We start from the raw sequence: 11,469 nt of genomic DNA, 5'->3' as shown, positions 1-11,469 counted from the left end.
TCAGGCGACCGCCGCGCGGATCTGGGCGATTCCCGCCGCCACGTCGCTCAGCGTGAGCGTCAGCACCGGGCGGCCGTGCTCGGCGAGCACCGTCGCGTCACCCGCGGCCTGAGCCCGGATGAGCTGGCCGAAGGTGAAGGGCCGCTCGGGGATCGGCAGGTCGGGGCCGTCGCTGTCGGCGTCGGCGACGATCTGCAGGAACACGCCGACCGGCGCTCCGCCCTTGTGGTACTGGCCGGTCGAGTGCAGGAAGCGGGGGCCCCAGCCGAAGGTGACGGGGCGTCCGGATGCGCTGGCGAGCGCATCCCGCACCGACTCGAGCTCGGCGTGCGCGAGCCGGTCGAGGTAGGCCTGCACCGCGACGTAGCCGTCGGCGGGCAGCGCGGCGACGAGCGCCTGAACAGCGGACGCCACGGTGTGCTCGGCGGGGGCGAGGTCGCCCTTCACCCGCACCTGCACGGCGCCGTCGACGAACAGCGGCTCCTCCGCGGCCGGGGTGGCCTCGAGCAGGCTGCGCGCGGCGGCCTTGGCCGACTCGACGTCGGGCTGGTCGAAGGGGTTGATGCCGAGCAGGCGCCCGGCGACCGCGGTCGCGTACTCCCAGGTCAGCATCTGCGCGCCGAGCGAGCCCGAGACCTCGATCTCGCCCTCGCGCACCTCGCGGGTCGCGTCGGCGTCGGCCACCAGACGCACGATCTGCACGTCGGCGGCGGGGGAGGAGAGCTCGGGAGCATCCACGCCCACGACGACGGGCAGCAGCCCGGTGCCGTCCTTGCCGGTCGACTCGGCGATCAGCTGCTCGACCCAGTCGCCGAAGCCCACGATGTGGGTGCCGTCGGCGACGATCACGATCTTGTCGCGCAGGGGCTGCGTGCCGCCGATGGCGGCGCCCAGCACGAGACCCGGGTTGCTGTCGCGGTCGATCGCGAGCTCGAGCGAGGCGGCCTGCACCTCGTCGAGCAGCTCGCGGATGTCGGCGCCGGCCAGTCCGCTCGGCACGAGGCCGAAGGCGGTGAGCGCCGAGTAGCGGCCGCCCACGTTGGGGTCGGCGTTGAAGACGCGGTAGCCGTCGGCGCGCGCGGACTCGTCGAGCGGCGAGCCCGGGTCGGTCACGATCACGATGCGCTCGGTCGGCTCGATGCCGGCCTCGCGGAACGCCGCCTCGTAGACGCGCTTCTGGCTGTCGGTCTCGAGCGTCGAGCCCGACTTCGACGAGATCACCACGGCGGTCGCCGCGAGGCGGTCGTCGAGGGCGGCGCGCACCTGGCGCGGATCGGTCGAGTCGAGCACCGTCAGCGGCACGCCGTAGGTGCGGGTGATGACCTCGGGCGCGAGCGAGGAGCCGCCCATGCCGCCGAGCACGATGTGCTCGACGCCCTTGCTGTGCAGCTGCTCGCGCAGGGCGAGGATCTCGTCGACGAGCGGCGCGCTGACCGCGGCCGCCTCGACCCAGCCGAGGCGCTTGGCCGACTCGGACTCGGCGGCCTCGCCCCAGAGGGTCGGGTCCTGCGTGGTGATGCCGCTCGCGACGCCGTCGGCGACGAGCTGCGGCACCACCCGCGCCACGGCCTCGGCCGCGGCGCCGGTGGCGTGCACGGTGGCACTCACTTGGCCGCCTCCAGAGCTGCCGTGACGGTGTCGAGCAGCTCGTTCCAGCTGACGATGAACTTCTCCACGCCCTCCTTCTCGAGCACGGCGCTGACGTCGTCGTAGTCGACGCCGGCCGCGGCGATGGCGGCGAAGACCTCGTCGGCCGCGGCGTAGGAGCCGGTGACCGCGTCGCCCTCGATGACGCCGTGGTCGAAGGTCGCCTCGAGCGTCTTCTCGGGCATCGTGTTGACGACGCCGGCGACGGCGAGCTCGGTCACGTAGAGCGTGTCGGGCAGGCTCGGGTCCTTGACGCCGGTCGAGGCCCAGAGCGGGCGCTGCGGGTGCGCGCCGGCCTCGAGCAGGGCCTTCGCCTGCTCGGTCGCGAACTCCTCCTCGAAGAGGCGGTAGGCGAGCTGGGCGTTCGCGACGCCGAGCTTGCTCTTCAGCGCCACGGCCTCGTCGGTGCCGATCTCGGCCAGGCGCTTGTCGGTCTCGGTGTCGACGCGCGACACGAAGAACGACGCCACCGAGCGGATGGTCGACAGGTCGATGCCCGCGGCCTTCGCCTTCTCGAGGCCGGCGAGGTAGGCCTTGATGACCTGTCGGTGGCGCTCGAGGCTGAAGATCAGGGTCACGTTGACGCTGATGCCGCGGCCGATGACCTCGGTGATCGCCTCGAGGCCCTCGAGGGTCGCGGGGATCTTGATCATCGCGTTGGGGCGGTCGACCGTGTCCCAGAGCTGCTGGGCCTGGGCGATCGTGCCGGCGGCGTCGTGCGCGAGGCCGGGCTCGACCTCGATCGAGACGCGGCCGTCTTGGCCCGCGGTCGCGTCGTAGACGCCGCGGAAGACGTCGGACGCGGCGCGCACGTCGTCGGTCGTGATGGCGAAGACGGCCTCGGTGACGTTGGCGCCCGAGGCGGCCAGCTTCGCGACCTGCTCGTCGTAGGCCTCGCCCTTGGCGAGCGCGCCCGCGAAGATCGTCGGGTTCGTGGTGACGCCGACGACGTCGCGCTCGGCGATCAGCTTCTCGAGGCCGCCGGAGGCGATGCGCTCACGCGACAGGTCGTCGAGCCAGATGCTGACGCCGACGGCGGAGAGCTGGGCGGTGGGGGTTGTGGTGTCGGACATGATCCGCTTCTTCTTCTCTCTGTCTGTTCTGACTCGTCAGGCGCGGGCGGCGGCGATCGACTCGACGGCGGCCGCGACGGCCGCCTCGGTCGTGATGCCGAACTCGCGGAAGAGGGTCTTGTAGTCGGCGGAGGCGCCGAAGTGCTCGATCGAGACGCTGCGCCCGGCGTCGCCGAGGAACGGCGCCCAGGTGAGCTTCAGGCCGGCCTCGATCGAGACGCGGGCCTTCACGGCGGCCGGCAGCACCGACTCGCGGTACTCGGCCGACTGCGCCAGGAACCACTCCTGGCTGGGCACCGACACGACGCGGGCGTTGACGCCCTGACCGCGCAGCACCTCGCGCGCCTCGACGGCGAGCTGCACCTCCGAGCCGGTGGCCAGGAAGATCACGTCGGGCGTGCCGTTCGGGGCCTCGGCGAGCACGTAGGCGCCCTTGGCGGTGTTCGACGCGGCGCCGAAGACGTCGCCGGACGCGTCGCCCTCGCCGCGCTCGAACACGGGCAGGTTCTGGCGGCTCAGCACCAGGCCGACGGGGCCGTCGCGGTGCTCGAGGATCGCCTTCCACGCCCACGCCGTCTCGTTGGCGTCGGCGGGGCGCACGATCGTCAGGTTCGGGATGGCGCGCAGCGCCGTCAGGGTCTCGACCGGCTGGTGGGTCGGGCCGTCCTCGCCGAGCGCGACCGAGTCATGCGTCCAGACGTAGACCGACGGGATGCCCATGAGGGCGGCCAGACGCACGGCGGGGCGCATGTAGTCGCTGAAGATCAGGAAGGTCGCGCCGAAGGCCCGCGTCTTGCCGTGCAGCACGATGCCGTTGACGATCGCGCCCATGGCGTGCTCGCGGATGCCGAAGTGCAGCACGCGGCCGTAGGGGTTGGCTTTCCACATCGCGGTCGAGCGCTCGGCCGGCGCGAAGGAGCCGGCCTCCTCGATCGTGGTGTTGTTCGACTCGGCCAGGTCGGCCGATCCGCCCCAGAACTCGGGGAGGAGCCCGGCGACGGCGTTGATGGCCTTGCCCGACGCGACGCGGGTCGAGACGTCCTTGCCCGGCTCGAAGACCGGGAGCGCCTCGCCCAGGCCGTCGGGCAGCTCGCCCGCCTCGAGGCGGTCGAACAGCACCTTGCGCTCGGGGTTCGCGGCGGCCCAGGCGTCGAAGCCGGTCTGCCATTCGGCGCGCTCGGCCTGGCCGCGCTCGATCGCGCGGCGCGTGTGCGCGATCACGTCGTCGGCGACGTCGAAGTGCTTCTCGGGGTCGAAGCCGAGCACCTTCTTCAGGCCGGAGACCTCGTCGCCGCCGAGCGCGGATCCGTGGATCTTGCCGGTGTTCTGCTTGGTGGGCGACGGCCATCCGATGATCGTCTTCAGCACGATCAGCGACGGCTGCGTCGTGTTCGCCTTGGCGGTCTCGATCGCGTCGAACAGCTCCTGCACGTTCTCGACGTAGCCGGCCTTCGTGTTCCAGTCGACCGTCTGCACCTGCCAGCCGTAGGCGGCGTAGCGGGCGGCGACGTCCTCGCCGAGGGCGATGTCGGTGTCGTCCTCGATCGAGATCTGGTTCGAGTCGTAGATCGCGATGAGGTTGCCGAGCTGCTGCAGACCGGCGAGCGAGCCGGCCTCGCTGGTGACGCCCTCCTGGATGTCGCCGTCGCTGGCGATCACGTAGACGTGGTGGTCGAAGGGGCTCGTGCCGGGCGCCGACTCGGGGTCGAACAGACCGCGCTCGTAGCGCTGGGCGTAGGCGAAGCCGACGGCCGAGGCGAGTCCCTGGCCGAGCGGGCCGGTCGTGATCTCGACGCCCTTGGTGTGGCCGTACTCGGGGTGGCCGGGGGTCAGCGAACCCCAGGTGCGCAGCTCCTCGAGGTCCTTGAGCTCGAGCCCGTATCCGCCGAGGTAGAGCTGCACGTACTGCGTCAGCGAGCTGTGGCCCGCCGACAGGATGAAGCGGTCGCGGCCGATCCACTGGTCGTCGCTCGGGTCGCGACGCATGACCTTCTGGAACAGCAGGTAGGCGGCCGGAGCGAGGCTGATCGCGGTGCCGGGATGGCCGTTGCCGACCTTCTCCACGGCATCGGCGGCGAGAACCCTCGCCGTGTCCACTGCCTTCGCGTCGATGGGTTCCCAGGAGAGAGCTGCCACGGAGAGTGACCCTTCATGTGCTGTGCGACGGACGGATTCATCGCGGATGGTTGGACATCTCGCCGTCGTCGTCGTCGGCGCACCGCGCCGGATTCCCGCGCTGCTCATCTCGGAGCACCGGGGATGTCGGCCGGGGGTGGAAGGCGACGGTCGGCGAGCAGTCCCGATCCTAGTGCTGTGCTCACGTCCGCCGCCGAATCGGAGGCGGCGCACAGGCGGCGCCGAGCCCGCGCCGGGCACCGGGCGGGTCCGGGCGCCGTGTCGGCGTGCGCGCGCGGATCGCCTAGACTCAGGGAGTCGCCGGGTCACCTCCGGCGGGCGGCCGTCCGGGCCGCCGGCGCGTCATCCCGCGTCATCCGCGTCGCCACCCGGCGCTCACCCCGCCGGATCGTCACCCCGAGGAACCATGCAGCCTGTCGCCGACACCGCGAGCCCGCAGCTCGAGCGGATCGGCGTCCGCCGCAAGGTCAAGGCCTACGTCGCGCTGACCAAGCCGCGGGTGATCGAGCTGCTGCTGGTCACGACCGCGCCGGTCATGATCCTCGCCGCGGGCGGCATCCCGAACCTCTGGCTCGTGCTCGCCACGCTGGTCGGCGGCACGCTGTCGGCGGCGTCGGCCAACGCCTTCAACTGCTACATCGACCGCGACATCGACAAGGTCATGGAGCGCACGAAGAAGCGTCCGCTCGTGACCGGCGAGCTGAGCCCGCGCGAGGCCTTCGTCTTCGCCCTCACGACCGGCGTCGTGTCGATCGTCTGGCTCGGCGTCGTCACGACCTGGCTCGCCGCGGGGCTCTCGCTCGTCGCGATCCTCTTCTACGTCTTCGTCTACACGCTGTGGCTCAAGCGCCGCACGCCGCAGAACATCGTCTGGGGCGGCGCGGCCGGCTGCATGCCGGTGCTGATCGGCTGGGCGGCCGTGACGGGCTCGCTCGACTGGGCGCCCGTCATCCTGTTCGGCATCGTGTTCCTCTGGACGCCGCCGCACTACTGGCCGCTCTCGATGCGCTACAAGGCCGACTACGCGGCCGTCTCGGTGCCGATGCTCGGCGTCGTGCGCGGCGGCACCGCGGTCGGCCTGCAGGTCGTGCTCTACGCCTGGGCGACCGTGGCGTGCTCGCTGCTGCTCGTGCCGCTCGCGCAGATGGGCATGATCTACGGCGTCGCGGCCCTCGCCTCGGGCGCCTGGTTCGTGGTCGAGTCGCACAAGCTCTACGGCCGTGCCGTGCGTGGCGCCGAGATCAAGCCGATGCGCGTGTTCCACGCCAGCATCAGCTACCTCACGCTGGTCTTCCTCGCGGTGGGCATCGACCCGCTCGTGCACCTGCCGATCCCGTTCTGATCGAGGCGCGGCGATGAGGATCACGACCCCGCTCGGCTGGGCGGCCGCGCGCTGGCGGCTCGGCCCGCGCGCGCTGCGCTGGGGCACGACCGCGGCGCTCGTGGTGAGCGTGCTGATCGTGCTCGGCGGGGGAGTCGTGCGCGTCACCGGCTCGGGCCTCGGCTGCCCGACCTGGCCGACCTGCGACGGCGAGAGCGTCATCCTGGTCGTGCCCGACTCCATCCACCTGCTGATCGAGCAGACGAACCGGATGCTGACGGGCCTGCTCATCGTGGCGGTCGGCTGGGCGATCGTCGCGGCGCGACTGCAGCGCCCGCGCGACCGCGTGCTGACCCGTCTCGCCTGGTCGCAGTTCTGGCTCGTCGTCGCGAACGCGGTGGCCGGCGGCTTCACGGTGCTGTTCAAGCTGAGCCCCTGGATGGTCGCGGTGCACTTCGTGCTCGCGATCGGACTGCTCGCCACGGCGACGCTCACCTGGCACCGCGCCCGCGCCGGGCTGCGGCAGGAGCATCCGCCGCGCGCGCCGCGCCTGGCCCGCGGACTCGCCTGGGCGCTGGTCTCGCTGACGCTGCTGCTGATCCTCGTCGGCACCCTCGTGACCGGCTCGGGCCCGCACTCGGGCGACTCGACGGACGTTCCGCGCATGCCCTTCGACTGGGCCTCGGTCACGGTCGTGCACGCCGTGCTCGGCTCGGGCGTGCTCGTGCTCGCGATCGCGCTGCTGCTCGCCCTGCGCGGGTATCCGCTCGCGCGTCGCCGCGTGATCGCGTTCATCGTCGTCACCGTGCTGCAGGGCGCGCTCGGCGCGACGCAGGCGCTGACCGGGCTGCCCGAGTGGCAGGTCGCGTTGCACCTGGTCGGCGCGGCGCTGGTGTGGATCGGCGCGCTGCGCGTGCTGCTCGACACCGACACGCGGCTCTTCGCCGTGCACGACGTGAGCGCGCCGCGGGCCGCCGCCGAGGAGCCCGCGGTCACCGCATCCTGAACAGGCCGTGCGCGCGCCTGCGTTCGGGCTTCGCGCCCTGTAGTCTTGATGGGTTCAGGAGCACGGTCGCTCGCCCCGGCTTCCGGACGAGCCCGGCGCCTGAACCGCAGCGTCTGCGACGCCGATCCTCCGGATCCGGATGCGCAGCCCGACGCGACCGACACGGACAGGACAGTCCGCTTCGGCAGAAACGAGGTAACCCATGTCCGATGTGCTCATCGACCGACCCGAACTCGCCTCCCTCGGCCAGTACGAGTTCGGCTGGGCGGATTCCGACGCCGCCGGCGCGATCGCCAAGCGCGGGCTCTCCGACCAGATCGTCAGCGAGATCTCGCAGCTGAAGAGCGAACCCGAGTGGATGACGAAGAACCGCCTCAAGGCGCTCAGCATCTTCCACCGCAAGCCGATGCCGACCTGGGGCGCCGACCTCACGGGCATCGATTTCGACAACATCAAGTACTTCGTGCGGTCGACCGAGAAGCAGGCCCAGTCGTGGGAGGACCTGCCCGAGGACATCCGCAACACCTACGACCGCCTGGGCATCCCCGAGGCCGAGCGCAAGCGCCTCGTCGCCGGCGTCGCCGCGCAGTACGAGTCCGAGGTCGTCTACCACCAGATCCAGGAGGACCTGGAGCGTCAGGGCGTCATCTTCATGGACACCGACACGGCGCTCAAGGAGCACCCGGAGTTCTTCGAGGAGTACTTCGGCTCGGTCATCCCCTCGGGCGACAACAAGTTCGCCGCGCTGAACACGGCCGTCTGGTCGGGCGGCTCCTTCGTGTACGTGCCCAAGGGCGTGCACGTCGAGATCCCGCTGCAGGCCTACTTCCGCATCAACACCGAGAACATGGGCCAGTTCGAGCGCACGCTGATCATCGCCGACGAGGGCAGCTACGTGCACTACATCGAGGGCTGCACGGCGCCGATCTACAAGTCCGACTCGCTGCACTCGGCCGTCGTCGAGATCATCGTGAAGAAGAACGCCCGCGTGCGCTACACGACGATCCAGAACTGGTCGAACAACGTGTACAACCTGGTCACCAAGCGCGCGATCGCGCACGAGGGCGCGACCATGGAGTGGATCGACGGCAACATCGGCTCGAAGGTGACGATGAAGTACCCGTCGATCTACCTCGCGGGCGAGCACGCCAAGGGCGAGACCCTGTCGGTCGCGTTCGCGGGCCCCGGCCAGCACCAGGACGCCGGCGCGAAGATGATCCACATGGCGCCGTACACGACGTCGTCGATCGTCTCGAAGTCGATCGCGCGCGGCGGCGGCCGTGCGGGCTACCGCGGTGAGGTGCGGGTGGATGCGAATGCCCACCACGCCGCCAACACGGTGCGCTGCGACGCGCTGCTGGTCGACACCATCTCGCGCTCGGACACCTACCCCGCGATCGACATCCGCGTCGACGACGTGCAGCTCGGCCACGAGGCGACCGTGTCGCGCGTGAGCGAGGAGCAGCTGTTCTACCTGCAGTCGCGCGGCATGCCCGAAGACGAGGCCATGGCCATGATCGTGCGCGGCTTCATCGAGCCGATCGCGCGCGAGCTGCCGATGGAGTACGCCCTGGAACTGAACAAGCTCATCGAGATGAGCATGGAAGGCAGCGTCGGATGACCCTGGTCGACACCGCCCCGTCCACCCCCGGATCGGCGGCGCCGATCCAGACGCGCTCGGAGCGCCCGACCTCCTTCGACCCGGCCGACTTCGGCACGCCCACCGGGCGCGAGGTCAACTGGAAGCTGTCGGACGTGGCGCGCCTGGCGCCGCTGTTCGTCGATGAGGAGACCTCGGGCGCCGTCGAGTTCGACGTGACCGCTCTCGAGGCCGCCGGACTGATCGCGCCCGCCGAGGGCGACGCCGTGCGCGGCGAGATCTTCCGCCCCGAGGACCTGCCGAGCGCGATCGCCTGGAAGCGCAGCGAGACCGGGCTGCACGTGCGCATCCCCGAGGGCGAGGCCATCGCCGAGCCGGTGTTCGTGCGGCTGCGCGGTGTCGACGCCGCCGGCCACGCGAACGCCCACATCGTGGTCGAGGCCCTGCCCGGCAGCAACGCGACCGTCGTGCTCGAGCACAGCGGATCGGCGGCGCTCGCGCAGAACGTCGAGATCATCGTGCGCGACAAGGCCGACCTGACGCTCATCAGCGTGCAGCAGTGGGACGACACCGCGGTGCACGCCTCCGCTCACCAGGCCGTCGTCGGCGCCCGCGCGAACCTCAAGCACATCGTCGTCTCGTTCGGCGGCGGCGTCGTGCGCGTCAACCCTTCGGTGCGCCTCGCCGGCGAGGGCGCCGAGACCGCGCTCTACGGGCTCGCCTTCTCCGACTCCGGCCAGCACCTCGAGTCGCAGGTCTACCTCTTCCACGAGGGCCCCGACACGAAGGGCGACGTGCTCTACAAGGGCGCCCTCCAGGGCGCCGGAGCCCGCACGGTCTGGATCGGCGACGTGCTGATCGGGCCGGATGCGACGGGAACCGACAGCTACGAGAAGAACCAGAACCTCGTGCTGACCGACGGCACCCGCGCCGACAGCATCCCGAACCTCGAGATCGAGACGGGCGACATCGCCGGAGCCGGCCACGCGAGCGCGACCGGCCGGTTCGACGACGAGCAGCTGTTCTACCTGCAGGCGCGGGGCATCACCGAGGAGACGGCCCGCCGTCTCGTCGTCGCCGGGTTCCTGATGGAGATCGTGCAGCGCATCGGCATCCCCGAGCTCGAGGAGCGTCTCGCGGCCGACATCGAGGCGGAGCTCGCCCGCGGTGCAGACCTCGCGCCGGCCTCGAAGGCCGGGGCATGAGCGCGACCCGGGTGCTGGCACTCGACGAGCTGACGCAGGACGAAGCGCACCGCGTCGTCGTCGAGGGCGTCGCGATCGCCGTCGTGCTCGACTCGGCCGGTGCGGTGCACGCGATCGGCGACACCTGCACGCACGGCGACATCTCGCTCGCCGAGGGCTTCGTCGACGACGGCAGCCTCGAATGCTGGGCGCACGGCTCGAAGTTCGAGCTGACGACCGGCAAGCCCCTCACCCTGCCGGCGTACGAGCCGGTCCCCGTCTTCGCGGTCGAGATCATCGACGGCGACGTCTACATCGACCCGAGCCAGAAGCTCGCGGTCTGACCGCAGCACTGAACCGAATCAGCAAGGAAGAAGCATGAGCACCCTCGAGATCCGCGACCTGCAGGTCAGCATCGAGACCGACCAGGGCACGAAGCCGATCCTCAAGGGCGTCGACCTGACGATCGCGAGCGGCGAGATCCACGCGATCATGGGCCCCAACGGCTCGGGCAAGTCGACGCTCGCCTATACGATCGCCGGCCACCCGCGCTACAACGTCGACGGCGGCTCGATCACCCTCGACGGCGAGAACGTGCTCGAGATGAGCGTCGACGAGCGCGCCCGCGCCGGCCTCTTCCTCGCGATGCAGTACCCGGTCGAGATCCCCGGCGTCACGGTGGCGAACTTCCTGCGCACCGCCAAGACGGCGATCGACGGCGAGGCCCCCGCGATCCGCGGCTGGGCCAAGACCGTCAACGAGCAGATGGACAAGCTGCGCATGGACAGCTCGTTCTCGGCCCGCAACGTCAACGAGGGCTTCTCGGGCGGCGAGAAGAAGCGCCACGAGATCCTGCAGCTCGAGCTGCTGAAGCCGCGCTTCGCCGTGCTCGACGAGACCGACTCGGGCCTCGACGTGGATGCGCTCAAGATCGTCTCCGAGGGCGTCAACCGCGCCCACCAGGAGACCGACCTCGGCGTGCTGCTCATCACGCACTACACGCGCATCCTGCGATACATCCAGCCGACGCACGTGCACGTCTTCGTGAACGGCCGTGTCGCCGAGGAGGGCGGCCGCGAGCTGGCCGACCGCCTCGAGGACGAGGGCTACGACCGCTACCTCACCGCCCAGGCGTAGGCTCCGGCCAGGAGGTCACCATGCCCACTGCTCTCGAGCCGAAGCTCTTCGACGACGTCGAGGAGGGCCTGAAGAACGTGATCGATCCCGAGCTCGGGGTCAACATCGTCGACCTCGGCCTGGTCTACGACCTCGCCTGGGACGACGAGAACGACGCGCTCATCATCTCGATGACGCTGACCTCGGCCGGATGCCCGCTCACCGATGTGATCGAGGAGCAGGTCGGGCAGTCGCTCGACGGCATCGTCGAGCGCTTCCGCATCAACTGGGTGTGGATGCCGCCGTGGGGTCCGGAGCGCATCACCGACGACGGTCGCGACATGATGCGCGCGATCGGCTTCAGCATCTGACGTCAGCCGTCAGCC

General features: G+C 70.7%; 10 protein-coding genes. 7 read left to right on the top strand and 3 right to left on the bottom strand.

Features of this window, described 5'->3' with window-relative positions; genetic code table 11:
- Genes FJ658_RS12820 through tkt form a run of 3 tightly spaced genes read right to left on the bottom strand, consistent with a single transcriptional unit; the run spans position 1 to position 4,856 of the window.
- Positions 1-1,608: a glucose-6-phosphate isomerase gene (locus FJ658_RS12820; protein WP_141145753.1), complete on the bottom strand. Its 1,608-nt coding sequence runs from the start codon at positions 1,606-1,608 to the stop codon at positions 1-3.
- A complete protein-coding gene (gene tal, locus FJ658_RS12815) occupies positions 1,605-2,720 on the bottom strand; it encodes a transaldolase (RefSeq protein WP_141145752.1) in 1,116 nt (371 codons plus the stop codon). Before tal ends, FJ658_RS12820 begins: the two co-directional genes overlap by 4 nt.
- 36 nt (positions 2,721-2,756) lie before the next feature.
- Entirely contained in the window at positions 2,757-4,856 is a 2,100-nt protein-coding gene (gene tkt / locus FJ658_RS12810; RefSeq protein WP_141145751.1) for a transketolase, read from the bottom strand.
- A gap of 406 nt (positions 4,857-5,262) precedes the next feature.
- Here tkt and FJ658_RS12805 point away from each other — a divergent pair, with 406 nt between their 5' ends.
- The 7 genes from FJ658_RS12805 to FJ658_RS12775 all read left to right on the top strand — a co-directional run bounded on the left by FJ658_RS12805 (position 5,263) and on the right by FJ658_RS12775 (position 11,454).
- Positions 5,263-6,198 carry a heme o synthase gene (locus FJ658_RS12805; protein WP_141145750.1) on the top strand — a complete coding sequence of 312 codons (936 nt, stop codon included), beginning with the start codon at positions 5,263-5,265 and terminating at the stop codon, positions 6,196-6,198.
- Positions 6,199-6,211: 13 nt separating this feature from the next.
- Entirely contained in the window at positions 6,212-7,183 is a 972-nt protein-coding gene (locus FJ658_RS12800) for a heme A synthase (protein WP_141145749.1), read from the top strand.
- 202 nt (positions 7,184-7,385) lie between these two features.
- Complete coding sequence (gene sufB / locus FJ658_RS12795) at positions 7,386-8,804, top strand: Fe-S cluster assembly protein SufB (protein WP_141145748.1); 1,419 nt, start codon at positions 7,386-7,388, stop codon at positions 8,802-8,804.
- On the top strand, positions 8,801-9,988 hold the full coding sequence (gene sufD / locus FJ658_RS12790; RefSeq protein WP_141145747.1) for a Fe-S cluster assembly protein SufD: 1,188 nt from the start codon (positions 8,801-8,803) through the stop codon (positions 9,986-9,988). The genes sufB and sufD overlap by 4 nt, the downstream gene beginning before the upstream one ends.
- Entirely contained in the window at positions 9,985-10,311 is a 327-nt protein-coding gene (locus tag FJ658_RS12785; protein WP_141145746.1) for a non-heme iron oxygenase ferredoxin subunit, read from the top strand. Before sufD ends, FJ658_RS12785 begins: the two co-directional genes overlap by 4 nt.
- Positions 10,312-10,345: 34 nt before the next feature.
- Positions 10,346-11,104 (top strand): Fe-S cluster assembly ATPase SufC, encoded by a 759-nt coding sequence (gene sufC, locus FJ658_RS12780; RefSeq protein WP_141145745.1) that lies wholly within the window; start codon positions 10,346-10,348, stop codon positions 11,102-11,104.
- A 20-nt stretch (positions 11,105-11,124) separates the two neighbouring features.
- Positions 11,125-11,454 (top strand): metal-sulfur cluster assembly factor, encoded by a 330-nt coding sequence (locus tag FJ658_RS12775; RefSeq protein ID WP_141145744.1) that lies wholly within the window; start codon positions 11,125-11,127, stop codon positions 11,452-11,454.
- Positions 11,455-11,469: the final 15 nt, after the last annotated feature.

Origin of the sequence: Schumannella sp. 10F1B-5-1 (assembly GCF_006517535.1) — a bacterium.
Lineage (GTDB): Bacteria > Actinomycetota > Actinomycetes > Actinomycetales > Microbacteriaceae > Schumannella.
Note: the sequence above shows the minus strand (reverse complement) of the source record. Positions and strands in the feature narration are given on the sequence as shown.

Excerpts from the sequence above, each read along its gene's own strand:
- FJ658_RS12800 (WP_141145749.1), top strand. The coding sequence starts at position 6,212 with ATGAGGATCACGACCCCGCTCGGCTGGGCGGCCGCGCGCTGGCGGCTC.
- FJ658_RS12785 (WP_141145746.1), top strand. The coding sequence starts at position 9,985 with ATGAGCGCGACCCGGGTGCTGGCACTCGACGAGCTGACGCAGGACGAA.
- sufD (WP_141145747.1), top strand. The coding sequence starts at position 8,801 with ATGACCCTGGTCGACACCGCCCCGTCCACCCCCGGATCGGCGGCGCCG.
- sufB (WP_141145748.1), top strand. The coding sequence starts at position 7,386 with ATGTCCGATGTGCTCATCGACCGACCCGAACTCGCCTCCCTCGGCCAG.
- sufC (WP_141145745.1), top strand. The coding sequence starts at position 10,346 with ATGAGCACCCTCGAGATCCGCGACCTGCAGGTCAGCATCGAGACCGAC.
- FJ658_RS12775 (WP_141145744.1), top strand. The coding sequence starts at position 11,125 with ATGCCCACTGCTCTCGAGCCGAAGCTCTTCGACGACGTCGAGGAGGGC.
- tal (WP_141145752.1), bottom strand. The coding sequence starts at position 2,720 with ATGTCCGACACCACAACCCCCACCGCCCAGCTCTCCGCCGTCGGCGTC.
- FJ658_RS12805 (WP_141145750.1), top strand. The coding sequence starts at position 5,263 with ATGCAGCCTGTCGCCGACACCGCGAGCCCGCAGCTCGAGCGGATCGGC.